Genomic DNA, 26,537 nt, shown 5'->3' with positions numbered 1-26,537 from the left:
TGGTCTTCAGAAATGGGTGGACAATTCCACGCCATAGGTGCGCGGGTTGGTGAACACGCCGGCATAGCCGTTGACGTTCACGGCGCTGGTCAGGACGGACGCGTCGGTGATATTGCGCACCCAGGCGGCGATCTGGGTGCGGCCGAAGCGATAGCCCGCCCGGGCCCCGCCCTCCCAATACCCCTGCCCCCGGAATTGGGGCTGGACGAAGCTGGTCAGCTGGAAATTCTCGTCGCCGCGATAGGTCCAGTCCGTGCCCAGGAACAGTTCTCGCCCGCCACCCAGCGGATAGGTGTAGTCGGCCGTCAGCGAGGCGGTCCACTGCGGGGCGAAGGGAAAGGGCTGGCCGGCGATGTCCAGGGGATGGCCGGGATTACGAGGGTCGTCCAACTCCGTGGGCCCCTGGATCTCGGTCTTCACGAAGCCGAGATTGGCGCCGAGCAGCAGGCCATCCGTCACCTGCAGCTTGCTCTCCAGCTCAAAGCCGGTGCCGATACCGCCCTTGGCGTTGATCAGGCGGATGATCTCCTGCCCCGCCGCCAGGGTGCTGTACGCCACCAGCTGCTGGTTGCGGTAGACGTAGTGGAAGACCGATAGGTCGGTGCGCAGCCGCCGGCCGAAAAAGTCGCCCTTCACCCCCGCCTCGTACGACGTCACCGTCTCGGGATCGGCCTTCTGCAGCGGATCGAAGATGGCCTGTCCCGTGATCACGCCGGCGTGGTAGCCCTCCGCGATACGCGCATAGAGGTTGACCTGGTCATCCAGGCGATAGGCCACGCTGCCGTCGTAGGTGAACTTGCCCCAGCGGCCGTCGGTGCTGGAAAACCGGGGCAGGAACCAGGGGCCGGGTCCCCGGCCCGCCACTTTGTAGAACGGATCGGTGGCGAAGTTCGGGAAGGCGGCGAGGTCGGTGGGCTTGGGCGTGAAGGAGGAGGAGTCCTGCCAGAAGTCCACCGCGTCGACGGTGTAGCGCAGGCCGGCCGTCAAGGTCAGGCGCTCGGTGAGGGCATAGTTGGCCTGGCCAAAGGCCGCACCACTGTGGCTGCGCTGCCGCGCCCGCTGATAGGCGCCGAAGCCGGGCATGCCATCCGCCGTCTGGAAGGTATTGTTGGCGGTGGTGTTCCAGTAGTCCAAGTCCTCGGAGAAATAATAGAGGCCGCCCTGCCAACCAAAGGGCCCGCCGGGGTTGGAGGCGAGACGCAGTTCCTGCGTCACCTGCGTCAGCCCGTCGACATCGGACGTGTTGATGAGCGCCGGCCGGGGGGAGCCATCAACGTCGCCGACGCTGAACATGCTGCCAGTCAGCCAGGCGGTGATGGAGGTCAGGGTGACGTCGTCGAATTCATAGGCGGCGTTCAGGGTGACGCCACGCGTCGTCACCTTCTGCCGGTTGTTGTTATCGCTCTCCTCCGCGATGTCATACTTGTCGAAGGGCAGGACGCCGACGGTCGCATCGCTGCCGGCGCCATGAAACAGCGTGGAGGTGCCATCCAGCGAGCGGCCGAAAGCCTGGACCAGGGCGGTGAAGCGCTCGCCGGGCTTCCACTGCACCTGCACCCGCGCCGCCAAGTCGTCATAGCCATCCAGCTTGTTCCCCGTCACCTCGTTGCGCACCCAAGGGTCGCGGTGCTGGTACAGAACGGACGCCCGGGCGGTGAGGCCGTCGCCAAGGCTGCCGCCCACCGCCGATTCCGCAGTGTAGCTGCTGAAGTTGCCATAGGTGATGTCGGCGTATCCCTCGGTCGCGTCCGTAGGCTTGCGGGACACCAGATGGACGGCGCCCGCCGTGGTGTTCTTGCCCCACAGCGTGCCTTGGGGGCCGCGCAGCACCTCGACCCGTTCCAGGTCGAAAGCGGGCATGCCCTTCAGCACCGGGTTCTCCAGCACGACGTCGTCATAGTACAGCGCCACCGGCTGCGAGGCGTTCAGGGTGAAGTCCTCGTTGCCCAGGCCCCGGATGTAGAAGCGTGGGTAGACGCGGCCAAAGGTGGACTCGGCGTTCACGTTGGCCACGCGCCCGGACAGCACGCGGATGTCGTCCCCCGAAACCGCCAGACCGCGCATGTCGTCGCCATTCATGACACTGACGGACAGCGGCACCTGCTGCAGATCCTCCGTCCGCTTTTGCGCCGTGACCACGATCTCCTCTAAGGCGGGCGGGCCGTCCGCCGTTTCCGCCGCCCGGGCAACCGCCGTCCCTTCCCCGGCCGTCAGCGCCACCAGCGCCGCCGCCGTCGTCACCCCCATGAGTCTCATCATCGTAGCTCCCATCGTTCATACCCCGTCCACTGCCGCCCCGCCGTTGCGATGGCGGGGCAGTCCATTTTGATTAAACGTTTCATTTTTTAGGCGCAAAAAGGCTTGCTCGGCAGCTTAGTGCCACCGCGCTATTTCCCTGTATTTCCTATGCTTGCCTGGCATTTTTCGGCCGTCAAGGTGAGATTACGTTATTTTAAACGATTCATTCCGCAACTGTGCTTGACGGGTCACCATCAGCCCCGTCAACTCAAGTTCGACCATGGCCCTTCCCATTTCCGGCGGGATGCGGCTGAAATGCGGTCACAAACGTTTAACCAAGGCCCTTAAGCTAGAGACCCCGATGACCAAGGATGAAAGCGGCGGCAAACGGCCCACCCTGAAGGACGTGGCGCTGGCGGCGGGGGTGTCGGTGGCCACGGCGTCATACGCGCTGAACGACGTCGGTTCCGTGGGCGGGGACACGCGCCGCCACGTGCTGGAGGTCGCGGCGCGCCTGGGCTATCGCCCCAACCTCAGCGCCAAGGCCATGCGCACGGGCAAGACCAGCGCCATCGGCCTGATCCTGCCCGACCTGACCAACCCCTTCTTTCCAGCCCTGGCGCAGAACGTCGTCCACGCGGCGCGGGAAAGCGCCTACAGCGTCTTCGTCACCGACACGCAAGGATCGCACGAGGCGGAGCGCGCCGCCGCGCAGGCCCTGATCCAGCGCGGGGTGGACGGCCTGATCTGGTTCCCCATCAATGATGAGGACACGCTGGCCGACCTTACCGGCGGTCTGCCCGTGCTGGTGCTGGACCGCGACAACCCCCGCCACGACCTGATCCAGATCGACGTCGATTCCGGCGGGCGCATGGCGGCGGAACGGCTGATCCGGGCGGGGCATCGCCGTATAGGTGTCATTTCCGGGCCGACCGACGTGCGCAGCTCCCGCCAGCGATCGGAAAGCAGCGTCGAGGTGCTGCGCCGTCACGACGCCCTGGCCTGGCACCTGCACAACGCCTATTCCTTTGACTTGGAGCCGGCGGTGGCCGCCGCGGTGGCGGATGGCTCGGCCACCGCGCTGTGCGTGGGCGCCGACCTGATCGCACTCGGCGCCATCAACACCCTGCGCCAGCGGGGCCTGCGCGTGCCGGAGGATGTGTCCATCATCGGATTCGACAATATCCCCTACGGCGCGCTGGCCTTCCCCGGCCTGTCCACCATCAACATCCCGGTGGAGGAGATGGGGATCGAGGCGGTGAACACCCTGCTGCGCCGCATCGCCAAGCCCGCCGAATCCCGGCGGCGCCTGGTGTTCGACGTGACCTACGTCGAGCGTGGCACCGTGGCACCCCCGCCCGCCCCCTGACACCAGCCCTCCGGCGACGGATGTGAGAGGACGCCCCTTTTCGTGACATTTGAGTGAAACGTATAAGTTGACATTGCGGAGCCAACGCCCTTTAAATATGAAACGTTTCATCACGGACCCACACTAGATCCTGATACCTCGGCGAACGCCGCAGGGGTCAAGCGCGGGCCGAAACCAAGAAGGGGTATTGGGGCATGAAGCGGATGATGGGGCGCCGGATGGCGGAGCGGGGGAACGGATTGACGGGGGCGGCCTTGGCCGGCGCCTCGCTGTGGATATTGGCCGGGATGGTCCCGGGAACGGCCAAGGCGGCGGAGGCGACGGGAACCGATGACGCCCAATTGGATGAGATCGTCATCACCGCCCACAAGCTGGGCATCGGCGAGACGCGGGCCAACAGCGTCGTGGACGCGGAAGCCATCAAGGAACTGCCGCCCGGCCTGGATCCCCTGAAGATGATCAACCGGGTGCCCGGCGTGCTGGTGGGATCCAGCGACGCCATGACCGGCAGCTTTTCCATGCGCCTCAGCATGCGCGGCCTGAACAAGGAGCAGATCGGCGTTTCCGTCGACGGCATCCCCAACGGCTCCACCCTGTCCAACGGCGGCACCATGCCGTCGCGCCTGATCGACGGCGGCAATCTGGAGCGCATCTCCGTCTCCCAATCGGCGGGTGAGATCGGCACGCCGTCGAACCAGGCCCTGGGCGGCTACATCGATTTCCAGAGCCGGGACCCCGCCGCCACCGCCGGCGGCGCGGCGGAACTGTCGGGCGGCGACGTCGGCTACCGCCGCGCCTTCGCCCGCCTGGACACGGGCGAGATCGCGCGCGGTCTGACGGCCTATGTCAGCTATTCGCATGAACAGCTGAACACCTGGCCGGGCGCCCAGTCGGGCGAGAGCAAGCGCGATCATGTCGATTTCAAAATGGTGAAGGAGTTCGACAACGGCGCCAAGGTGAAGGCCAGCTTCAGCTACAACGACCTGTCGGACAACGATTACGACGCCGTGGCCCTGCGCGCCGTCAGCGCCCCCTTCTACAAGGCCAATTTCGAGACCAATCCCAATACCGACGGCCTGACCGACGCCTGGACCGGCGACCCCAACATCGACCAGAACAACCGCAAGACACGCGGCATCGACAGCCGTGAATACTTCAGCCACATCGACGTTTCCACGCCCCTGACGGACACCATCTCCTTCTCCGTCAAGCCCTATTACCACCATGAGGAGGGGGCAGGCTGGTTCTACGTGCCTTATGTGCAGCTGCCGGCCAACGGCCAGCTGTACAGCGCGGTGGCGCCGGGCGGCAAGGCCACCGGCACGGTGCAGGAATGCTACGGCAACCAGTACGCCCACACCGCCAGCGGCGCCCTGATCCCGGTGGCGGCCGTCACCTACCCCACCGGCACCAGCGCCGCGGCCTTGAAGGCCGCCGGCTGCCCGGCCGCCGCCAAGTACCAGATGAACCCCACCAGCCAGTGGGGCGCCCGCGAAGCCTCGCGCCGCAAGGGCGGCTATGAGATGGACCGCGAGGGCGGCCTGAGCGAGCTGAAGGGCACCATCGGCGACAAACAGGAACTGCGCGCCGGCATCTGGGTCGAGCATATCGACCGCGCCAAGACCCGCAATTGGTACAAGGTCACCGACCCCAAGCTCAGCGACGATTACAGCGACAGCGGCCTGTATTCCATCACGCAGGATCGCCACTACGCCTCCGACACGCACATGTACTATGCCCAGTACAAGCTGCGCTTCCTGGACAGCAAGGCGGAGGTGTCGGCCGGCCTGACCTACCAGGATTTCGATGAGACCTACCGGTCGCCCGTGGAATTCGCCGGCACCCGCGAACTGAGCGTTCATTCCGACGTGCTGCCCAAGGTGGGCCTGCTGTACCACCTGACCGACAGCCTGGAACTGTTCGCCAGCGGCTCGCAAAACTTCAGCGCCCTGCCCGACAGCGTGTTCGAGGGCACGGCCGCCATCGACAGCAAGAAGGGCATCCAGCCCGAGACTTCCACCAACTACGACGTGGGTGCCCGCTGGGCCCTGGGCAATTTCGGCTTCTCCGTCCAGGGCTATTGGATCGATTACGACAATCGCATCTCCATCCAGAACGGCAACCCGGATGGCGACATCTTCAGCCGCGACGCCACCACCACCTTCCTGAACCAGGGCGGCATCACCTCACGTGGCGTGGAACTGACCGCCACCGCCCAGTTCGGCGCCGTCGACCTCTACGGCAACTACGCCTTCAACGACGCCTTCTACAAGGTGGCGACCCCGGCCGAGGGCATCAACAAGGGTGACCCGGTGCTGGGCCAGCCGCGCCACAGCCTGTATGGCGAGGTGGGCTGGCGTCCCATCGACCCGCTGCGCCTGATGGTCAACGCCCGCTACGTCGGCCACCAGGCCGGAACCTACGGCGCGGTGCAGAACACGGTGGTGGCCGGCGGCCCGGCCTATTACCCCCGGGAATACATGCCGGCCTACACCCTGGTGGGCCTGTCGGCCACCTACCGCCTGGACGACGGCTGGGTGGGCCCGCTGCACGACACCGAGATCGCGGTGAACGTCGACAACCTGTTCGACCAGCATTACCTGGCCGGCATCGGCATGGAACTGACCACCAGCAATCCGCTCACCTCCGGCCGCTATTTCCTGGGCAGTCCGCGCACCTTCGTCGTGACCCTGCGCACCAAGTATTGAGCCTGACGAAAATTGAGCCTGACCGGGCCCCGCCGTCGCCGGCGGGGCCCTCCACCCCAGGGGTGCCCGATGTTCAACCGCCGTTCCCTGCTGGCCGCCACGGGCGCCACGCTGCTGACCCGCCTGGGGCGGGCGGCCCCGGTGCCGCGTGTGGCCGGGGAGCGCCTGACGCGCATCGCCTTCGGCTGCTGCGACCATCCGGAAATGGCGCAGGACATCTGGCCGGCCATCGCCGCGACCGATCCCGACCTGTTCCTGTTCCTGGGCGACACCGTCTACGCCGACGACACCGTGACGGCCAAGGTGGGGATCATCCCGGCGTTGGCCGAGATGTACCAGCGGCTGGACGCCTCTCCCGAATTCCGGGCCTTCCGCGCCCGGGTGCCGATCCAGGCCACCTGGGACGACCATGATTACGGCGTCCATGACGGCGGCGCCGATTTCCCCGCGAAGGACGCCGCCCGCGCCCTGTTCCTGGATTTCTTCCAGGCGCCTGCGAACGACCCGAGGCGGACGCGCCCCGACGGCGTCTACCACGCGCTGGAGCTGGGCCCGCCGGAGCGGTGTGTGCAAATACTGTTGCTGGACCTGCGCTACAACCGCAGCCCCTTGCTGCGCCATGACGAACCGGAACGCACGGCCAAGAGCGGCTTCGGCCCCTATCTGCCCAACCTGGATCCGGCGGCCACCATGCTGGGCGCCGCGCAGTGGCGCTGGCTGGAGGCGCAATTGCGGCGACCGGCCCGCGTCCGCCTGATCGGGTCCAGCGTACCCTATGCCGCCGGGCACCGGGGCTATGAGGCCTGGACCAACTTCCCCCTGGAACGACAGCGCCTGGCCGACCTGATCGCCCGCACCGGCGCCGGCGGCGTCCTGTTCCTGAGCGGCGAAGTCCATTACGGCGAGATCAGCGTCCTGATGCGGGGCACGCCCTATCCCCTCTATGACGTCACCAGCAGCGGCCTGACCCACTATTGGCCCGTGCCCGGTCCCAACCTGAACCGCCTGCCCATCGGCACCGTGGCCCAGCGCAACTTCGGCATGATCCACATCCTGTGGGAGGGGCCGGAGCCCCAGGTGGTGATGGAAGTGCGGACGGCCGATGGCGGCCTCGGCATCCAGTACACGGTGGCCCTGGACAGCCTGCACACCTGAAACACGCTTTTGCTATTTCCCGAGAAAGACGTTCATGACTGCGGTTCTGATTGACTGTGATCCCGGCATCGACGACGCCCTAGCCCTGGCCTTGGCGGTAGCCTCCCCCGAACTGGACGTGCGCGCGGTGACCTGCGTCGCCGGCAACCGGCCGGTGGCCGTGACCGCCACCAACGCCCGGCGCCTGCTGGACCTGTTCGGCCGGCCGGACATTCCCGTCCACGCCGGTGCCGCCCGGCCCCTGTTGTATCCCCGGGCCCGGACCAATCTGGTGCATGGCGAGGACGGGCTGGGCGGGGTGAGCCTGGGCGGGGATGCGCGGCCGGTGGCGGCCCCGGGATTGGCTGCCCATGCCGCCGACGCCCTGGCCCATCTGTTGCTGTCACCGCTGGGGGCGGATCTCACGGTCGTCGCCATCGGGCCGCTGACCAACCTGGCCCTGGCGGAGATACGGCACCCTGGCCTGCTGGCACGGGCCCGCTCCATCCACATCATGGGCGGGGCGGACCATTGCCCCGGCAACGTCACCCCGGCGGCGGAGTTCAATTTCTGGGCGGACCCGGCGGCCGCCCATGTGGTCATGACCGCGGGCGCCAGGCTGGAGGTCTTCCCGCTGGACGTGACCGGCCAGGCGGCCATGACGCCCGCCTGGCTGGCTGCCCTGGCGGCCCAACCGACGCGATCCGCCCAGGCCCTGGCCGCCATGCTGGCGGTGTACGGCGAACAGGATCCCCTGCTGCACGACGCTTGCCCCGTGGCGGCCCTGCTGCGGCCCCAGCTGTTCAGCGGACGAACCGGCCGGTTGGAGGTGGACTGGCGGCCGGGCCCCGACGAGGGGCGCTGCCGCCTGCACCAGGATGGCGAGGTCAACGCCGCGCTGTACACCGGCCTGGACACGGATGGCCTGCTGTCCCTGATGGCCGAGCGCCTGGCCCGGCTGCCATGAGGGGACCGGCGCGCGCCCTGGTACTGATGGTGATGGCGGCGCTGGCGCCAGCCGGTGCGCGTGCGGCCGACGGCAGGCCGCCGCGCGTGGCCTTCTTCGTCAACGGGGCGCTGGGCGACAAGTCCTTCTTCGATTCTGCGGCCCGGGGCCTGCGCCAGGCGGAGGCCGACCTGCACCTGGCCACCCGCACCATCGAGGGCGGCTATGACCCAACCCGGTGGGAAAGCGGCCTGGTGGATCTGGCCGACAGCGGCGACTTCCCCATCATCGTCACCGGCACCTACACCATGGGGCCGCTGGTGCAGAAGGTGGCCCCCGACTATCCGGACGTCACCTTCATCCTGTTCGACGGCGTGGTCGATTACGCCCACTGCGCCTGCGGCAACGTCTATTCCATGCGCTTCCGCCAGAACGAGGGCGGCTACCTGGCCGGCGTGCTGGCGGCCGGCCTGGTGCGGGCCGGGGCGATACACGAAGCCGCGCCAAGCGGGGGCCCGGGGGTCGTGGGACTGGTGGGTGCCATGCCCATCCCCGTCATCAACGATTTCGCCGCCGGCTACGGGGCCGGGGCGCAGGATGCGGCACCCGGCATCACCGTCCTGCGCCAGTTCGCCAATTCCTTCTCCGACCCCGCGACGGGCAAGGAGATCGCCAAGGCCCAGTATGGCCAGGGGGCCGGCGTCATCTTCCAGGTGGCAGGGGCCACCGGCCAGGGCGTCATCGAGGCGGCCGAGGAAACCGGCCGCTACGTCATCGGCGTGGATTCCGACCAGGCGGCGCTCTACCGCGCCTCCAGCCCGCGCCGCGCGGCCCGCATCCTGACCTCCGCCATGAAGAACGTGGACGCCGCCATCCTGCGCGCCCTGCGGCTGTGGCAACAAGGCCGCCTGCCGCAGGGCCGGACGGAATCCCTGGGCCTGAAGGAAGGGGCCATCAGCCTGGCGGACAACCCGGAGGCTGCCCTGACCGTGCCGCCCGCCGTGCGCGCCGCGGTGGCCGCCGCGCGCCAGGGCATCATCGACGGCACCCTGACCGTGCCCACCGCCTTCGCAGGGGAGCGGCCATGACCCCCGCCATCGCCCCACCCTTGGCCATCGCCTTGGAGGATGTGGAGAAGCGCTACCCCAACGGCACCTTGGCCAACAGCGGCGTCAGCTTCACCGTGGCGGCCGGCGAGATCCACGCTCTGGTGGGTGAGAACGGCGCCGGCAAGTCCACGGTGATGAAGATGCTGTACGGGCTGGAGCGGCCGACGGCCGGCATCCTGCGGCTCCATGGCCGGCGGGTGGACTTCCACCACCCCGGCGACGCCATCGCCGCCGGGGTCGGCCTGGTCGCGCAGCACCTGAACCTGGTCCCGTCGCTGACGGTGGCGGAAAACGTGGTGCTGGGGCATGAGCCGCGCCGGCCCGGCGGCCGGCTGGACCGGACGGCGGCGGCGGTCCGCGTCCGGGAGCTGGTGGAGCAGTCCGGGCTGGCGGTCGATCCGGCGGCGACGGTGGCCAGCCTGCCCGTGGGGGTACGCCAGCGGGTGGAAATCCTGAAGGTGCTGCACCGGGGCGCCCGCATCCTGTTGCTGGATGAACCCACCGCCGTCCTGACCCCGCCGGAGACGGCAACCCTGTTCGCCACCCTGCGCCAGCTGGCCGACGCTGGCCGCACCATCCTGGTCATCACCCACAAGCTGGATGAGGTGAGGGCCCTGGCCGACGGCGTGACCGTCCTGTGCCAAGGCCGGGTCACCGGCAGCGCCCGTATGGCGGCGTTGGACGAGGGCGCACTGTCCCGCCTGATGGTGGGCGGGGACGTGCCGGCCCCACCCGTCCGCCGGGCAACCCGCACCCATGCGCCGCCGCGTGTCGTCGCCCGTGACCTGGGTTATGTCGACGATGACGGGGCCGTCCGGCTGCGCGACGTCGGCCTCGACGTGGCGCCCGGTGAGATCCTGGGCATCGCCGGGGTGGAGGGCAACGGCCAGGACGTGCTGGCGCGCCTGCTGTCCGGCGCTGCCGTCCCCAGCGCTGGCGAGGCCCGGCTGGATGGCCGGGTCTTCACTGGCCTCTCCCCCCGCGCCGTCCGCGCCCAGGGTGTTGCGGTGGTGACGGAGGATCGGCTGCACGACGGCGCCGCCCCGACCCTCAGTATCGTCGACAACCTGCTGGCCACCCGCTACACCCGCCCGCCCCTGTCACGCCGGGGGCTGATTGATCGCGGGGCCGCGCGGCGCTGGGCGCAGGCGGTGATCGACGGGTTCGGCGTCCGCGCGGCCGGGCCGCACCAGCCCATGGGCGCGCTGTCCGGCGGCAACATGCAGAAGCTGATCCTGGCGCGCGAGATCGCCGACGCCCCCGCCTTCCTAATCGCCAGCCAGCCGACCCGGGGCGTGGACATCGCGGCCGCCTCCGCCCTGCACGCCCGCCTAGCCGCCCTGCGCGACCAGGGCGCCGCCATCCTATTGATTTCGGCTGACCTGGATGAACTGCTGGCCCTGTCGGATCGCATCGCCGTGCTGTACCGGGGGCGGATTGTCGCCCGGTTCGCGGCCGGAGCGGTCGATGCCCGGACCCTGGGCCTGCACATGACGGGGCTGGGCCCCACGGTGGATGGGGGCGACCATGATGCCGTCGCGTGAAGGGGCCCGCATCGCCCTGGCGGTGGCTGCGGCCCTGGCCCTGGGCTTCGCCGTCATGGCCTGTGTCAGCGACCAGCCCTGGGCCGCTTTCCGCGCGCTGCTGACCGGCCCCCTGCCCTCGATCGACCACACCGCCGACGGCCGCGTGGTGGTGCATCGGCTGGTGCGCTTCGGCGCCTGGCTGCAGGACGCCACCACCCTGACCCTGGTGGGGCTGGCCATCGCCATCCCCTTCCGCGCGCGGCAGTTCTCGCTAGGCGCGGACGGCCAGCTGTTCATGGGCGCGCTGGCGGCGGCGGCCGTCAGCCTGGCCCTGGGGGACGTGCCGGCCGCCCTGCCGCTCGCCTTCCTGGCGGCGGCGGCGGCGGCGGCGACATGGGGCCTGCTGCCCGGGCTGCTGAAGACCCGGTTCGAGGCCAACGAGATCGTGACCACCCTGATGCTGAACGTGGTGGCGGTGCAGATTTACCGCCTGGTGGTGGGCCGGGTGCTGAACGACCCCACGGCCGGCTTCATCACCACGCCCCCGCTGCCCGATGCCGCGACCCTGGCGCCGCTGATCGCCCGCACCACCGTGACGGCCATGGTGCTGGTGGCGCCGGTGGCGGTGGCGGCGGCCCTGTTCCTGCTGCGCCGGACCACCCTGGGGTATGAGATCGACCTGGCCGGCGCCAACCCCTGGTTCGCGGCCCGCGCCGGGGTGCCGGTGGCCCGGGCCACGATGGTGGCGTTCGCGCTGGGTGGCGCGTTCGCCGGATTGGCGGGTTTCCACGTGTCGAATGCCCTGCTGAAGCGCCTACCCGTCGACCTCACCCCCGGCATCGGGCTGGAGGGCATCGTGGTGGCGCTGCTGGCGCGGGGGCGCGTGGGCGCCCTGCCCCTGGCGGCCCTGGGCTACGCCTACCTGCGCGTCGGTGCCCAGGCCATGGAGCGCGCCACCGATGTCCCGCGCGAGGTGGTTCTGGTCATCCAGGCGCTGATCATCCTGTTCGTGGTGTCTGATCGCCTGGCGCCCCTGGCCCTGGGGTTGCTGCGCCGGGTCCGCGCCAGCATGGGGAGGAGGACGGCATGAGCCTGGACCTTGTCGCGGCCGGCACCGTCGCCGCCATGATGGCGGCCGCCACCCTGCGCGCCGCCGCCCCCATCATCTTCGCCAGCCTGGGCGGCCTGATCTCCGAACTGGCCGGCTGCATCAACGTGGCGCTGGAGGGGGTGATGCTGGTGGCCGCCTTCGCCGGCGTCATCACCTCCGCCTATTCCGCCCTGTGGTTCCCGGACGCCCCCCTGTGGCTGCACCCCTGGCTGGGCTGTGCCGCCGGCCTGCTGGCCGGCACGGCGCTGGCGGGCCTGCTGGCCGTGTTCCATCTGGAGCTGGGAGCCGACCTGATCGTCGCCGGCATCGGACTGAACATCCTGGCCCAGGGATTGACGGTGTTGCTGATGGCCCACCTGACGGGCGACAAAGGCTCCACCGCCAGCCTGACCAGCTTCGCCCTGCCCAGCCTGCGCTGGGCTGGACTAGGCGACGTGCCGGTGCTGGGCGTTCTGTTGAACGGCGACGGGGACGCCGGCCACAATGTGCTGGTCTATGGTGCCATGGCCGCCACCGGCTGGGTTGCGTGGGCGCTGCGCCACACCGTCCTCGGCCTGCGCCTGCGGGCGGCGGGAGAAAACGCGGAGGCGGCGCTGGCCGCCGGCTTGCCGGTCAAGCGGCTGCGCTATGCCGGCTTGCTGCTGAGCGGCCTGCTGGCCAGCGGCGGCGGGGTCTTCCTCGGCATGGGCTACCTGACGCTGTTCCAGGCCGACATGGCGGCGGGGCGGGGATACCTGGCCCTGGCCGCCGTGTTCCTGGGCGGCCGCCGGCCCCTGGGCACGGTGGCGGCGGCGCTGGTGTTCGGCGGCGCCACCGTCATGGCCGCCCGCCTGGGCCTGCTGGCCGTGCCGTCCGAGGTGGTCTTCATGATCCCGCCCCTGGTCACCATCGCAGCCCTGGTCCTGGTCAAGCAGCACCAACGCCTTGCCGCCCGGCGCCGTGCCGCGGCCGGCCGGGCCGCCCTTATTTCCCCCTAACGGACATGACATCTATGAACACACACACCCTGCATGACCGGATCGCCGGATCGCTGCTGCTGGCCGGCATGGGCGACGCGCTGGGCGCCCCCACCGAACAATGGTCCATGGCCGAGATCCTGGCCGTCCACGGCGGGCTGGTTTCCCGCTTCGTGACGCCCACGGCCGACACCTTCGCCGGGGCCAATGCCGGCAAGAGGGCGGAGGTGACGGACGACGCCAGCCAGATGTACTACCTGGCCCGCGCCCTGGTGCGCGGCGGGGGCAGCCTGGACGCGGCCGGCTGGGTCGCCTGCCTGCTGGACTGGGCCGACACCTCGCCCAAGGCCGGCTTCATGGGCCCCAGCACGGTGGGCATCGTGGCGGCCCTGCGCGCCGGCACCGACCCGGCCCTGGTGGGGGTGATCGGTCAGTCGCGGCGCAAGATGACGACCATCGGCACCACCAACGGCGCCGCCATGCGCGTGGCGCCCGCCGGCCTGGTCCATCCCGGCGACCTGGACGCGGCCTGTGCCCAGGCGCTGGTGACCTGCCTGCCCTCGCACGACACCGATGTCGCCATCGCGGCGGCCTGCGCCGTCGCCGCCGGCACGGCCCGGGCGCTGGTGACGGACGACATCGCCGATGTCATCGCCGCCTGTGCCGAGGGGGGACGCCAGGGTGCCGCCCTGGCCGCCCGGCATGCCCGCGTGGGGCCTGGCCCCCGCTTCCAGGCGCGCCTGGACCTGGCGTTGGCGATCGCCGCGCGGGCGACGGACGACCTGGCCTTCCTCGACGCGTTGGACGCGCAGGTCGGCGCCTCGGTCCTGGCGGCGGAATCGGTGCCGGCGGCCATCGCCATCCTGGCCTACGCCAAGGGCGACCCGCTGCGCACCATCGCCCTGTCGGCCACCATCGGCAACGACACCGATTCCATCGCCACCATGGCGGGGGCGCTGGCCGGCGCCCTGTGCGGCGCCTCCGCGCTGCCGGCCGCCCTCACCGCCGAGTTCAGGACGGTGAACGCGGTGGACTATGGCCTGGATGCCCTGGCGGCCGGCCTGGCGGCCATCGCCCAGCGGCGGCTGGCGGCATGACGGAGGCCGACACCCTGATGCCCCTGCCCGCCACGGCGCGGGAGCGGGCGGACACCCCCGCCGCCGTGGCCCGGGCGCTGACCCGCCTGGCCGGGCCGGTGCGGGACCTGGCGGCGGCGCTGACCGTCCGGGGGATCAACCGCCTGTTGGTGGCGGGGTCCGGCGACAGCCTGTCGGTCGGGATGATGGCCACGACGGCTTTCGCCGCCTATGCCGGCATCCCCTGCCAGGCGGTCCAGGCCTTCGAACTGGCGCGATACGGCCACCCAGACCTGGGGCCTGGCACCGCCGTGGCGGTGATCAGTTCCAGCGGGCGGCCGTCGCCCGCCCATGACGCCCTGGCCCGCACCCAGGAGGAGGGCGCCCTGGTCATCGGCATCTGCGATCGGGAGGGCACGCCCTTCCTGGCCCCGCCGGTGTGGGGCCTGTGCCCCGGCGCCCACAAGGACGGCATGCCCACCCAATCGACCGCCGCCACGCTGGCCGTCCTGATCCTGCTGGCGCTGGAATGGGGCGAGGTGTTGCGTCGGCCGATGGCGGGCTCCCGCCGGGAGGTCGGTGCCCTGCCGGCCACCCTGGAAAGCGTCCTGCGATCCGACACCGCAATCCACGCCCTGGGCGCCACGCTAGCCACCCGGCGGCATCTGCACATCGTCGGCGCCGGCCCGAACACCGGCACCGCCCGCTGCATCGCCGACCTGCTGACGGCGGCGGCGGGCCTGGCTGCCCTGCCCCATGCGGTGGAGGAGTTCGACCACGCCCTGCGCCTGCAGGCCCTGACCCCCGCCGATCTGGTGCTGGTCCTGGCGCCCCCCGGCGCGCGCGCGGCGGACCGCCTGGCCGACACCGCCACCGCCGCCCGCGAGCGCGGTGCGGCGGTGGCGGTACTGGGCGGACCGGACTTCCCCGTGCCCGAAATGGATGAGCCCATGACGCCCTTGCCGCTGCTGATGCAGGGCCAGGCCCTGGCGCTGGCCGCCGGCGACGCCGCCGCCGTGGCCGGCCGCTTCCGGACCGTCGCCAGCACGGGGGCCGCCCCATGATCCCGCCCGGCGCCCGCCGCTTCGGCCTGTTGGCCTATGGCGACCCCAATATCGATCTGGTCTTCGCCGTCGACCGCGCGCCGGCGGCGGATGAGAAGGTTTTGGGCCGACACCTGGGCCGCCATGCCGGCGGAACGGCGGCCAACGTGGCCTGCGCCGCCGCCCGCCTGGGCCTGTCCACGGCGGCGTACGGCAGGGTCGGCCGCGATGACGGCGACGGCGACTTCCTGCTGGCGGAATTCCAACGCTCCGGCGTCGCCCCGCAGTGGGTGCAACGGGTGGCGGGGCCCTGTGCCACCGCCCTGATCCTGGTGCAGGGGGATGGGGAGAAGGCCTTGGTCTACGCCCCGCTGCCCGGCTGGCCGCTGGATACGGCCACCCTGGCCCCGGCACTGGAACAGTCCCGCGTGGTCTACGCCATGCCGTATGACCTGGCGGAGTTCGGGGTCGTGAGCCGCCTGGCCCGCGCCGCCGGCACCCTGGTCGCCATCGACGTGGAGGCGGCGGTGGCCCCGGGCCCGGAACGGCTGGCGGCGCTGCTGCCCTTGAGCGACATCGTGTTCTTCAACGAAGGCGGGTTCCGCGCCGCGACCGGCCTGCCCCCGACGCCGGAGCACGCGCGGGCGCTGCTGAACCAGGGGCCGGGGCTGGTGGTGGTGACCCTGGGCGCCCGGGGGGCCATCGCCGTGCGGGGTGACGAAAGCGTGATCCAGCCCGCTTTCGCGGCGCGCCTGGTGGACGCGACCGGAGCTGGCGACTGCTTCAACGCCGCCGTGCTGGCCCGCCTGCTCCACGGCGACAGCCTGGCCGACGCCCTGCGCTTCGCCGCCGCCGCCGCCAGCCTGGCCATCACCGCCGTCGGCGCCCGCGCGGGCTTTCCCGATCTTGACGCGGTGGCCCTGCGCATCGCGGCCGAGATGGCGAACGACACCGGACATCCCCATGGCGACGCCGTCACCTCATGAGGATGGGACCGGCGCCTCGCACCTGACCGCCCGGGGACGGACACGGGTCACTGACCGCCTTGCGATACCATCGTCAACGGTCCCCACGCCTTCAGCGCGGAGCGCGCCACTTCCTCGAGCGTCGCCCGGTCCGCGCCGTCGCGGGCCTGGATCGACATCCCCTGCTGCACGGTGACGTAAAAGCGCGCCAGCCTGTCCACGTCCGTCCCGGGGGGCAGTTCGCCCGTCTCGATGCCCTTGGCCAGCCGGGCCGCGAGGTCGGCGGTGTTTTTCCGGCGCTTGGCGACGAGTTCGGATCGCAGGGCCTCGTTGCCGTCGGTCGAATGCAGCGCCGAGAGCACGACCAGGCAGCCGCTGGGCTTACCGGCTCGGGTGAACTTGTTCGCGGTCTCCATCAGGAAGCCCTCGACGGCGCCGTAGGCGGTGTCGGCCTTCGAGATCGCCCCCCAGATGTCGGATCCATCGGTCGCGACGTAGAGGGCGACCGCCTGGCGGAAAAGTTCCTCCTTTGAACCGAAGGCCGCGTAGAGGCTGGGCGCGCCGATCCCCATCCCCGATGTGAGATCGACCATCGAGGTGCCCTCGAAGCCTTTCTCCCAGAAGATTTCCATAGCGCGGACAAGGGCTTGGTTCCTGTCGAACTCCCGGGGGCGACCACGGCCGGCCATCATGATCCTCATTTTTGAAGTGATCGATATATATTTCGCTTGACTACAAATTCAAGCCTCCTATTTATGTAACGATCATTTCATAAATGGAGTCGACCATGCCCTCCCTTCAAGGAAAACGTGCCTTCATCACCGGTGCCAGCCGCGGCATCGGCGCGGCCATCGCCCGCCGCTTCGCCGCCGACGGCGCGGATGTCGCGATCGGTTATGAGCGCTCGGCGGAGGCCGCCACCGCCATCGTCAAGGAGATCGAGGCCGCCGGCCGCCGCGCGTTCGCCGTGCAGATGGACGCGGCGAACCCGCAGTCGATCAAGCAGGCGGTGGACGAGGCCGCGTCCAAGCTGGGCGGCATCGACATTCTCGTGAACAACGCCGGCATCATCCGCTACGGCGTGGTGGGCGAGATACCGCTGGAGGACATCGACGCGACGCTGGCGGTGAACGTGCGCGCGGTGATCCTGGCCACCCAGGCGGCGCTGCCCCACATGTCGACAGGCGGCCGCATCATCTCGACCGGCAGCAGCCTGGCCGACCGCGTCCCCGACGCCGGCAAGGCGCTCTATTCCGCCAGCAAGGCCGCGCTGATCGCCTGGACCAAGGGCATCGCCCGCGATCTCGGTCCGCGCGGGATCACGGCCAACCTGGTCCATCCGGGTTCCACCAATACCGACATGAACCCCGCCGATGGCCCGCATGCGGAGGCCCAGCGGCAGCGGATGGCCATCAAGGAGTACGCCCGGCCTGAAGATGTCGCCGCCCTCTATGCCTTCCTCGCCAGTGACGAGGCACGCTCGGTGAACGGCACCGGCTTCGCCGTGGATGGCGGTTCCAACGCATGACCCCGACCGGCGACCGCCCCGAACGGGTGCTGACCAGGGCCCTCTGGCTGATGGCTCCCACGACGACGACCGTCGTCGCCGCCGAGTTCGTCGTCGTCGGCCTCCTTCCGCTGATCGCGCGGGATCTGCGGATCCCGCTCGCTCGGGCGGGCGGGCTGACCGGATGGTTTGCCTTTTCGGCGGCGGTCGCCGGGCCGTTCGTGACCCTGCTCACCAGCCGGCTGTCGCCGCGCGTCATCCTGACGGCGACGCTTCTGCTCTATGCGGCCGGCAACGCACTGGCCGGTCTCACATCCGACATCAACGTGATGCTGCTGGCGCGGGTGGTGCAGGGTGCCACCCTGCCCGCCTTCATCAGCGTCGGCGCATCCGTGGTGACGCGATTGGCGCCGCCGGCGGAACGTGGCAAGGGCCTGGCACGGGCCAACATCGGCTTCGTGCTCGGCGTGCTGCTGGCGCTGCCGGCGGGTGTCGCGCTGGCCCAGGCCGGCGACTGGCGGCTGCCCTTCATCGTGCTGGCGCTCGCGGCGCTGCCTCTGGCAGGACTGGTCGGCCTGCTGTTCCCGACCATCGACGCGTCCAAGCCCACCGGCATCGGCGGGCAGCTCGATCTACTGCGCCAGCCCGTCTTCCTCAGGCACCTGGGCCTGTCGGTGCTGCTCTTCGCCGCGATGTTCTCCGCCTACACCTATCTGGGGGTCTGGGTGGAGCGGGCGCTGGGCCTGTCGGCCTGGGGTGTCGCGCTCACCCTGTTCCTGTTCGGGGCCGCCGGCCTGCTGGGCAACGGCATCGCCGGGCGCTACGCCGATCACGCGCCGCTCGGGGCGACGATCATCGCGATCCTGGTCCTGCTCGTCTCGGTCAATATGGCGGCACAGGCCGGCGGGGCCGTCCTGCTGGCGGCGGCCCCGCTGGTGCTGTGGAGCATCAGCCACACCGCCTCGGTGACACTGGCCCAGGTGCGCGTCACGCTGGCGGGGCAGGCCGCGCCGTCCTTCGCCATGACGCTGAATATATCGGCCGCCAACCTCGGCATCGCGATCGGCACGGCCGGCGGGGGCTGGGTGATCGACGGACACGGCATCGGCGCGATCGGCGCCGCCCCCATCGGCTTCGCCATCCTCGCCCTGCCGCTCGTCATCACCATAGGCAAGACGCCGACCGGAGGACCAGCCGGCGCTTCGTTGCGAGGGTCAGGACACGGTCCGCCTGAACCCCCGGGAAGGTTCGGAGGGCTCCCGAAGGATGGCGAGCCTGGCCGCGAGGATATGGAACGCCACCATTGAACCGATAATGATGGGTTCCAGCGTGATCGCCGGCGGGGCCATGGTCATGAGCAATTGCATGCCCCACTGCAGCCACCGGCTTCTGAGCCCAAGTTCCGCGAGCATCACAGCACCAGCTTCCGGCTGATGGCCTCGGCCATCATGATCGTCGTCACGTTGGTGGGGGCCGAGACGATGTCGGGCATGATGGAGGCATCGACCACGTGCAGCCCCTCGACCCCGCGCACCGCGCCCTGGCTGTCGACCACCGCCGCCGGATCGCCCGCGGCGCCCATCGGCACGCTCGACGTGGGATGCGAATAGCCGTCGATCTGGGCGATGATGGCCCGTTCCAGCGCGAAATCGTCTTCGACGTCATCCCCGGGCGCCATCTCAAAGGCGATGGTGTCGCTGAATGGCGCGGTGCGGCCGATCCTGCGCGACAGGCGCACCGCCTCCTTCATCCGGCGCAGATCGCTGGGGTCGTCGAAGAAGTTGAAGCGGATCAACGGCATGGCGCGCGGGTCGCGGCTGGCCAGCCGGATCGACCCGTTGGACCTGGGGAGCGTCACCGCGCAGGCCAGCACGATCGCGCCACCGGTGGGGCTCAGCGCCGGATCGAAGATGTGCGTGCCGGAGATATGCAGGTCCAGCTCATCCTCGCCAGCCTCGCTGGAACGGGTCCAGATGATGGCGCCGGCGACGGGCGTCATGCCGTTCACCTCCGGCTTCAGCGCGTAGACGTTGTAGTAGAAGGGATGTTCCTTGAGCCGCTCACCCACCGGCGCGTCGAGCAGGACGGGAATGCCGAGGTCCTTCAGGTGCGCCGCCGGACCGATGCCGGACCGCATAAGGATCGCCGGGCTGCCGTAGGTGCCGGCCGACAGGATGACCCGCCGCGCCCGTATCTCCTCCCCATCGACCAGGCGGACGCCGGTGGTGCTGCGGCCCTCGAACAGCACGACATCGATCTCGGCCCGCCCGCGGATCGTCAGGTTCGGGCGTGCCCGCACCGCGTCGGTCAGATAAGCCATGCCGGTGTTGATGCGGCGCCCGTCCACCACGTTCAGCGGATAGGGCGAGACGCCGTTCTGGTCGGCGCCGTTGAAATCGCTGATCCGCTTGAGGCCCACCGCTTCCGCCGCCTGGACGAAGGCGCGCATCGAGGGGGTGATCTCCTCCATGGTCCTCTGCCGGATGGGAAACGGACCGACGCGGCCATGATAGGCGTCGTCGCCCGTCGGCGTGTTCTCAAGGTCCCGGAAGACGGGGAACACGTCCTCCCAGGTCCAGCCCTCGATGCCCATGGCGGTCCAGCGGGCGAAGTCGGAGGGGCGGCCGCGCATGGCGACGGCGGCGTTCACCCCCGAGCTGCCGCCCAGCACCTTGCCACGGATGGCGTTGACGTCGTGGCCGAGCGTCGCCCCGTCCCGGGTGTGGTAGCCCCAGCCGTGCGCCGCGTCGCCGCCGACACGGTTGGCGTTGGCGATGACGTCCGGGTAGGCCGACGGCGCATAGGCCTCGCCCGCCTCCAGCAACAGCACGCGCCGCGCGCTGTCCTCGCTCAGGCGCCGCGCCAGCACCGCGCCCGCCGATCCGCCGCCGACGATGACCACGTCGAAAATGGTCTCAGAGTGAGGCTGGATAGCCATAGGTCGTCTCCATATTCGTAAGGTTGCGTGCGCCAAGGGCGCGGCCTGGTCAGGCGAAGGCCCGTGTCAGAAAGCGCGCCGCATGGTCGAGGGCGCGGCGGCTGCTTTCCAGGTGGGTGACGTCGAGCTGGAAGACGTGGTGCAGGCCTTCCCACACCTGCAACTCGACCGGCACGCCAACGGCGGCGGCCTTGGCCGCCAATTGGCGGGAGTCGTCCAGCAGGCGCTCGTCCGTGCCGACCTGGATCAGGAGCGGCGGCAGCCCATCGAGCCGGCCATGCAGGGGGGAGGCGAGCGGATCGGTGGGCGGTAAGGTCCCCACATATTTGTCCGCGCAGGCGCGCAGATAATCATGGCCGATGAGCGCGTCGGTGACGGCCGGGTCCGTCATCGACCGGCCGGTGAAGGCGAGGTCCGCCCAGGGCGAGAAGACGACGCCGGCGACGGGGCCGGGAAGGGTCGACTGCGCGGCCAGCCGGGCCATCGTGACCAGCGACAGGCCGCCGCCCGCTGAATCGCCCACGATGGCGATGCGGGAAAAGCCCCGCGCCACCAGATGCGCATAGGCGGCGAGTGCCGCGTCCGGTGCGGCCGGCAGCGTCGCCTCGGGCGCAAGCGGATAGTCGATCGCCAGCGCGGGGATGCCGGTGCGGCTCACGACCTGGCTCACGAAACCCCGGTAGGCCCGCGCCGTGCCCTGGACGTAGCCGCCGCCGTGGATGAACAGGATGGCCTGCCCCGCCGTCGCGGCCGCCGGCCGCACCCACCACCCATGGACGCCGGCCTCCGCGACCTCCTCGGTCGTCACGCCGTCCGCCAGGGGGCTCGCGGCGATGAAGCGGTCGTAGATGTCCCGGGGGGCGCCCGTCGCCGTGCCCCAGAAGCGGGCGAAATGGGCCAGCAGCGCCGCCTCGCGCTCGCGTTCGGCCGGCGAAATCCAGGGAACGAAGGTCTCGGTCGAGGTCATCGCATCGGTGTTGGTCATCTTCAGCTCCATCTTGCTTGGGGCCGGCACGCGGGGACCCGGCCCGGTTTCATCTGTCGCGGGGATCAGGAAGGGATGCGGCCGAACTTGCCTTGGGCGTAGCTGACCAAGGTCCTACGGACGTCGTCGGCCGTGGACATCACCAGCGGCCCATGCTTGACGAACCTTTCGCGGATCGGCTTGCCGGCCAGCAGCACGAAATGGGCGGGCGCCGACGCCTCGAACGCGAGATCCGCCGCCGGTCCCGCCTCGATGGCGGTGGCGGTTCCGGCGTCCAGGGTCCGCACCTCGTCGCCGCAGCGCACCGACACCCTGCCGGAAACCGCATACGCCCAGGCCTGCCGCTCCTCGGGCAGCGGGTGAACGAAGTGGCCCGGCCCGGCGAGGAAGCCGTCGAGCAAGGTCATCTCCTCGGGCGTCCCGGTCTCGCCTTTGACAGCCCCGGTGGCCCCCAGAACCACGCGGACGCGGTGCCCCTCGCCCTCGATCACCGGCACCGTCGCGCCGTCGACCTGTAGGGAGCGCGCCGGGCACTTCTTCAGCCGTTCGGGCAGGTTCACGAAGATCTGCAGCGCATGGATGCGGGCGCCGGGGGCGGGCTTCTCCTCATGCGCCGCACCACTCGCCGCCGTGAGCCAGTAAAGGTCGCCCGCCTTCAATTCGAGGGCGTGGCCAAGCGTGTCGCGGTTGAGAAACGCCCCCTCCGTATCCTCGAACATCGCGGTGACGGCGGAAATGCCGGCATGCAGATGCGGATCGAAGGTCGGCGCCGTCATCACGAAATGGTCGACCATCAGCAGCGGGTCCATCGCCCCGCCGAACATCTCTTCCGAGAAGTGCTTGGCCGAAAACCCGTCGCCGATGTCGTGCTGCACGCCCGTCACCGCCTCGCTGAGCCGGCGGGAGACGGCCCCCACCCTCTCGATCTTTCCGATGTTGCCCATCACGGCCACTCCCAGAAGTTTCGTCTGATGGGCCCGTTTTACGGTCGGCGGCGGCCGGCCGAGAAGCTGGTCATTTCCAGACACAACGTCCAACCAAATGGACGATGGCCGCATCGGTACCGCGCCCGGTTCCGAACGTGGGGGTGAGGCGACGGTAATGGGAGCGGGATGCGGGGAGGCGATGCGGGCGGGAAGACCGGCCTACATCAGGACCATCTTGGGGAACTCGGCGGAGAGATGGTCCAGGAACACGCGGACCGACGGCAGGAGGCCCTGCCGGTACGGTATCAGCGCCGTGAGCGTGGAATCACCGGCGACCCAGTCGGGCAACACACGCCGCAGCGCCCCGGAATGGACGGCGGCGCGGCAGATGTAGCCGGGAAGCGCCACCACGCCCAGGCCCTTGATGGCCGCCTTCTGCAGCCCGACCATGTCGTCGCTGAGCAATCGCGGCGTGAGCGGCACCACGATCTCATCCCGCTTCTGGTGCGCATGCCGCAGGCGCCAGACCGGTTGGACGCCCGCCCGCATCATGAAGAGGGAGGGATGCTCCCGCAGGTCCTGCGGCGACGTTGGCGCGCCATGCGCGCTCACATAATCGGCGCCCGCGAACAGGAACCAGGGCGCGGGCGCGAGGGTGCGCTGGACCAGGTTGGAATCCGGCAGCGGATCGGAGTGCGCGCGCACCGCGACGTCGAAATTCTCCCCCACGATGTCGACCGCGCGGTCGGCCGCATGGGCGATGATGTTGACCTTGGGATACTGCGCGAGAAAGTCGGCGATGACGTCCGACAGGGCGAATTGCATCGTCGCCGACCCGGCGGTGCACCGTACGGTGCCGGTGGGTTCGGCCAGCCGCCCGCGGATCGTCGTTTCCGCCAATTCCGCCTCGCGCAGCATCGCGACGGCGTGCCGGTAGAAATCGGCGCCGGCGTCGGTCATCCCGAACTGGCGCGATGTGCGATTGAGCAGGCGGACGCCAAGCTCCGCCTCAAGCTGCTGGATGCGATGGCTGAGCGTCGACTTCGGCATGCGCAACGTGCGTCCGGCGGCGGTGAAACCGCCCCGGTCGACCACCTGGACGAAGAAGAAGAAGTCGTTCAGGTCCAGCATCTCGGGCCCCCGCTTCGTCCAAATGGTTGGACGCTAAGTTGGGGTTTTGATGACTTCTGGGCTTTTTGTCCAGCCTTTAGCCTTCCTCCATCACGACGGGATCGTGAGCCCGACCAATTTCGCCCGACCAACTTCGAACGCTGAGGAGGACGCCATGACCATCCGCACTTACGAGCCGCTGACCAAGGACAACGCCGCCCTGATCCTGGTCGACCACCAGGTGAACCTGATGACCGGAGTGCGCGACTATGAAACCGGTGAGCTGAAGCACAACGTCGTCGCGCTGGCGCGCGCCGCGAAGGCGCTGGGCCTGCCCATCGTCGCCACCAGCACCGCCCGGGACAGCTTGTGGGGGCCCACCTTCCCCGAACTGGTCGCGGCGTTGGACGGCATCGAGATCATCGATCGTTCCACGGTCAACGCCTATGACGATCCCCGTGTCGCGGCCGCCATCGAGGCGACGGGCCGCAAGAAGCTGATCTTCGCGGGCATTTCGCTGGAGGTGTGCGCGGGCTTCCCCGCCATGACCGCCGTCGCCCGGGGTTACGACGCCTATGTCGCGGTCGACGCATCGGGCACGTTCAGCCGCACGAAGCACGACGTGAACCTGTTCCGCCTGCAACAGGCCGGTGTCATCCTGTCCGACTATGCGACCTTCATGGTCGAAATCCTGAAGGACAACGCCGCGCCGGAATCGGGGCCGGTCTATGACGCGCTGGACATGCCGTGGGCGAAGCTCGTCGGCCAGATCGTCGCCACCTACGCCAAGTAGGAACCGCACCGCCCGGCCGCAGCCTTCCAAAGCTCGGTCGAGCGCCCAAGGGCCGCGCATTCCCGGCGCGGCCCGCCATCTTGCGCCGTCAGAAGAAGATGTCCTCAAGTTCGTCGGCCGGGACGGACGGCGCGGGCGTCGTCGTGGGCGTCGGCGCGGGCGCCTGGGTCTTGCCGGGTGCGAACCGGTCCAGCACCTGGCGCTCACGGGCCATGGTGTAGCTGCGGGCCATCAGGGCGATCAGCGGCTCGGCCCGTTCCGGAACCTCGTCCAGGGGTGGATCCGGCGCGAGGAGCGCCAGGTCGGTCGCGGCCTGCCGCAGCACCTGGCCCATTTCCCCATGCGTGGCGGCCCGGTCCACCGTTTCCCGCAGCAGGTCCGCCACCGTCTCGCCATCCCGTTCCAGGGTTTGCAGGGCGGCGGCCAGGTTCTGGCCTGCGGTTCCCAGCCGCGCGATGGACCGGCTCATGATGTCGGCCATGGCCGCCGTATCCGCGGCGCTGGTGTCGCGTGCCTGTCCTGACAGGCTGGCGGCGATGGCGGCGACCTGGTCCAGGTCGCCCATGACGCCGTTCGCCTCCACGGCGATCTCGTTGGCGTACAGGCGCAATTCCTGCGCGATGATCGACAGCGGCCGGCCAACGGTGCCCAGGCGGCCACAGCGCAGGCTGGTGTTCAGGCCCATGATGCGGATGTCCGCCTCCAGCGCCCGCATGGTGCCGATCTGGCTGGCCAGCCGCGCGGTCGCTTCCGACACCGAGGCCGCCACCGCGTCAGCCTGGCGCCGCGCCGCGCCATAGCCCTGCAACAGGGCGTCGACCTCCGCGACCTCCCCTTCCAGTTCCCCCACGAAGCTGCCCTGCTGGCTGCCGGAGGCGCCGAAGGCGTCACGCCCCAGGTCCAGGATGTCCCGGGCATCGCGCGCCAAGTCGCGCAGCGACGTCAGGATCCGCCCCACCTCCTGCGCCAGTTCGTCCGCCGTGTCGTCCAACTGCGCCGCCTGCAGGCGGCAGCAGAACAGGGCAGCGGCGGCCCCGTCATCGGGGGCGGCGTCTTCCGGCCGGAGGGGACCGGGCAGGTTCGCCATTTCCGATACCAGGCCCAGGGCGTAATCGACATGTTCCATGCGCTGGCGCGTGATGTCGCCCACCTGCAGCGCCATGACCGCCAGGCCGATGCGTTTGGCGATGTCCTGGGAACGCTGGCCGACGGTGGCGGCGATGGCGCCCGCCCGCTCGCCACGGTCGATCACCGTGCCGATGCTGTGGGCCAGCCGCTGGGGAATGGTGCGGATGGCGGTGGCCTGCCGCGCATCCAAGGCGGATTGGTCGGCGGCGGCCGCCTGCAGGTGCCGCCCCACACCTGCCAGTTCGGCGGCGAACAGGTCCAGGCTGGCCTGGGCCAACCCCAGCGTGCGCCGGATCTCGGTCGCGAAGTTCATGAACTCGGCGCTGGTGTCGCCGATGACCGCCGCCGCGATCTTGGCGTTGGTGGCCAGCATGCCGACGCCCTTGATCGATTTGTCCATACGCGTCAGCCTGCCGGTGATGGCGGTGACCAGCGCCGTCAGCGTGCGGAAGGACCCCGCCTCGCCGCCCTGGGTCAGGGCCGAGACGAAGCGCGCCACCTGCGACAGATCCTGGGTGGCCAGGCGCAGGCCGTCCCCCTTCATCTCGTCGGACAGCGTGTCGAAGGTGCGGGTCAACGCCGTCAGGATGTCAGCCGAGGTTTCCAGGCGGCTGCCGATATCCAGGAAACGCGTGTCGGTCGATATGGATGCGGCCCTGATCGCCTTGGCCACGGTATCCAGATCCCTGCCCATGCATGTCCCCAATCAATTTTTCAGCGTGTTGATGGCCACTTTTCATCAAACAGGTAAATTGGTGGTTAACCCTGGAGCAGCCATTCACCCTTGTGGCGATACGGCATTATAATAAACCCGTGAACGTTGGGCTCGACCGCCCCACCTCACATCCCACCAGAGGCGTCAACCTGAACGCCAATGTGACGGAATGTGACTTCTGGGCAATGACTGTAATGGATTCTGGCTCGCATATTAATTCCATGTTTACATTGAATTTTATTCAAAATTCTTTT

Annotated in this window: 21 protein-coding genes; 14 read left to right on the top strand and 7 right to left on the bottom strand. The window is 69.6% G+C overall.

Features of this window, described 5'->3' with window-relative positions:
* Positions 1 to 6 precede the first annotated feature (6 nt).
* Complete coding sequence (locus UAJ10_RS03155) at positions 7 to 2,259, bottom strand: TonB-dependent receptor (protein WP_322913916.1); 2,253 nt, start codon at positions 2,257 to 2,259, stop codon at positions 7 to 9.
* Between the two features lie 340 nt (positions 2,260 to 2,599).
* Here UAJ10_RS03155 and UAJ10_RS03150 point away from each other — a divergent pair, with 340 nt between their 5' ends.
* The 11 genes from UAJ10_RS03150 (at position 2,600) to UAJ10_RS03100 (ending at position 16,202) form a co-directional block, all read left to right on the top strand.
* Entirely contained in the window at positions 2,600 to 3,607 is a 1,008-nt protein-coding gene (locus tag UAJ10_RS03150; RefSeq protein WP_322913915.1) for a LacI family DNA-binding transcriptional regulator, read from the top strand.
* Between the two features lie 194 nt (positions 3,608 to 3,801).
* Entirely contained in the window at positions 3,802 to 6,315 is a 2,514-nt protein-coding gene (locus UAJ10_RS03145) for a TonB-dependent receptor domain-containing protein (protein WP_322913914.1), read from the top strand.
* A gap of 69 nt (positions 6,316 to 6,384) precedes the next feature.
* Positions 6,385 to 7,470: an alkaline phosphatase D family protein gene (locus UAJ10_RS03140; protein WP_322913913.1), complete on the top strand. Its 1,086-nt coding sequence runs from the start codon at positions 6,385 to 6,387 to the stop codon at positions 7,468 to 7,470.
* Positions 7,471 to 7,504: 34 nt separating this feature from the next.
* Complete coding sequence (locus UAJ10_RS03135) at positions 7,505 to 8,416, top strand: nucleoside hydrolase (protein ID WP_322913912.1); 912 nt, start codon at positions 7,505 to 7,507, stop codon at positions 8,414 to 8,416.
* On the top strand, positions 8,413 to 9,483 hold the full coding sequence (locus UAJ10_RS03130) for a BMP family ABC transporter substrate-binding protein (protein ID WP_322913911.1): 1,071 nt from the start codon (positions 8,413 to 8,415) through the stop codon (positions 9,481 to 9,483). Before UAJ10_RS03135 ends, UAJ10_RS03130 begins: the two co-directional genes overlap by 4 nt.
* Entirely contained in the window at positions 9,480 to 11,048 is a 1,569-nt protein-coding gene (locus UAJ10_RS03125) for an ABC transporter ATP-binding protein (RefSeq protein WP_322913910.1), read from the top strand. Before UAJ10_RS03130 ends, UAJ10_RS03125 begins: the two co-directional genes overlap by 4 nt.
* Positions 11,032 to 12,120 (top strand): ABC transporter permease, encoded by a 1,089-nt coding sequence (locus UAJ10_RS03120; RefSeq protein ID WP_322913909.1) that lies wholly within the window; start codon positions 11,032 to 11,034, stop codon positions 12,118 to 12,120. The genes UAJ10_RS03125 and UAJ10_RS03120 overlap by 17 nt, the downstream gene beginning before the upstream one ends.
* Complete coding sequence (locus tag UAJ10_RS03115) at positions 12,117 to 13,118, top strand: ABC transporter permease (protein ID WP_322913908.1); 1,002 nt, start codon at positions 12,117 to 12,119, stop codon at positions 13,116 to 13,118. The genes UAJ10_RS03120 and UAJ10_RS03115 overlap by 4 nt, the downstream gene beginning before the upstream one ends.
* 14 nt (positions 13,119 to 13,132) lie before the next feature.
* Complete coding sequence (locus UAJ10_RS03110; protein ID WP_322913907.1) at positions 13,133 to 14,194, top strand: ADP-ribosylglycohydrolase family protein; 1,062 nt, start codon at positions 13,133 to 13,135, stop codon at positions 14,192 to 14,194.
* Positions 14,191 to 15,237: an SIS domain-containing protein gene (locus UAJ10_RS03105; protein ID WP_322913906.1), complete on the top strand. Its 1,047-nt coding sequence runs from the start codon at positions 14,191 to 14,193 to the stop codon at positions 15,235 to 15,237. Before UAJ10_RS03110 ends, UAJ10_RS03105 begins: the two co-directional genes overlap by 4 nt.
* Complete coding sequence (locus tag UAJ10_RS03100; protein WP_322913905.1) at positions 15,234 to 16,202, top strand: carbohydrate kinase family protein; 969 nt, start codon at positions 15,234 to 15,236, stop codon at positions 16,200 to 16,202. The genes UAJ10_RS03105 and UAJ10_RS03100 overlap by 4 nt, the downstream gene beginning before the upstream one ends.
* Positions 16,203 to 16,249: 47 nt before the next feature.
* On the opposite strand, the gene UAJ10_RS03095 is transcribed toward UAJ10_RS03100, so the two are convergent.
* Positions 16,250 to 16,873: a TetR/AcrR family transcriptional regulator gene (locus UAJ10_RS03095; protein WP_322913904.1), complete on the bottom strand. Its 624-nt coding sequence runs from the start codon at positions 16,871 to 16,873 to the stop codon at positions 16,250 to 16,252.
* Positions 16,874 to 16,968: 95 nt separating this feature from the next.
* Here UAJ10_RS03095 and UAJ10_RS03090 point away from each other — a divergent pair, with 95 nt between their 5' ends.
* Positions 16,969 to 17,709 (top strand): SDR family NAD(P)-dependent oxidoreductase, encoded by a 741-nt coding sequence (locus UAJ10_RS03090; RefSeq protein WP_322913903.1) that lies wholly within the window; start codon positions 16,969 to 16,971, stop codon positions 17,707 to 17,709.
* Positions 17,706 to 18,995, top strand: coding sequence for an MFS transporter (locus UAJ10_RS03085; RefSeq protein ID WP_322913902.1), 1,290 nt, complete (start codon positions 17,706 to 17,708; stop codon positions 18,993 to 18,995). Before UAJ10_RS03090 ends, UAJ10_RS03085 begins: the two co-directional genes overlap by 4 nt.
* 104 nt (positions 18,996 to 19,099) lie before the next feature.
* Here the strand turns inward: UAJ10_RS03085 and UAJ10_RS03080 are convergent, their stop codons facing one another.
* The 4 genes from UAJ10_RS03080 to UAJ10_RS03065 form a co-directional block, all read right to left on the bottom strand.
* Positions 19,100 to 20,626 carry a GMC family oxidoreductase gene (locus tag UAJ10_RS03080; RefSeq protein WP_322913901.1) on the bottom strand — a complete coding sequence of 509 codons (1,527 nt, stop codon included), beginning with the start codon at positions 20,624 to 20,626 and terminating at the stop codon, positions 19,100 to 19,102.
* Positions 20,627 to 20,675: 49 nt separating this feature from the next.
* Positions 20,676 to 21,611 (bottom strand): alpha/beta hydrolase, encoded by a 936-nt coding sequence (locus UAJ10_RS03075; protein WP_322913900.1) that lies wholly within the window; start codon positions 21,609 to 21,611, stop codon positions 20,676 to 20,678.
* Between the two features lie 65 nt (positions 21,612 to 21,676).
* The gene (locus tag UAJ10_RS03070) at positions 21,677 to 22,555 is read right to left on the bottom strand and encodes a pirin family protein (protein WP_322913899.1); all 879 of its coding nucleotides are present in this window, start codon (positions 22,553 to 22,555) and stop codon (positions 21,677 to 21,679) included.
* A gap of 201 nt (positions 22,556 to 22,756) precedes the next feature.
* Positions 22,757 to 23,668, bottom strand: coding sequence for a LysR substrate-binding domain-containing protein (locus UAJ10_RS03065; RefSeq protein ID WP_322913898.1), 912 nt, complete (start codon positions 23,666 to 23,668; stop codon positions 22,757 to 22,759).
* Positions 23,669 to 23,822: 154 nt separating this feature from the next.
* Between UAJ10_RS03065 and UAJ10_RS03060 the strand changes: the two genes are divergently transcribed.
* Positions 23,823 to 24,440 (top strand): isochorismatase family protein, encoded by a 618-nt coding sequence (locus UAJ10_RS03060; protein ID WP_322913897.1) that lies wholly within the window; start codon positions 23,823 to 23,825, stop codon positions 24,438 to 24,440.
* A gap of 88 nt (positions 24,441 to 24,528) precedes the next feature.
* Here the strand turns inward: UAJ10_RS03060 and UAJ10_RS03055 are convergent, their stop codons facing one another.
* Positions 24,529 to 26,262, bottom strand: a complete 1,734-nt coding sequence (locus UAJ10_RS03055; RefSeq protein WP_322913896.1) for a chemotaxis protein — start codon at positions 26,260 to 26,262, stop codon at positions 24,529 to 24,531.
* Between the last annotated feature and the right edge of the window lie 275 nt (positions 26,263 to 26,537).

It is taken from the genome of Nitrospirillum guaranorum (assembly GCF_034653275.1).
GTDB lineage: Bacteria > Pseudomonadota > Alphaproteobacteria > Azospirillales > Azospirillaceae > Nitrospirillum.
Note: the sequence above shows the minus strand (reverse complement) of the source record. Positions and strands in the feature narration are given on the sequence as shown.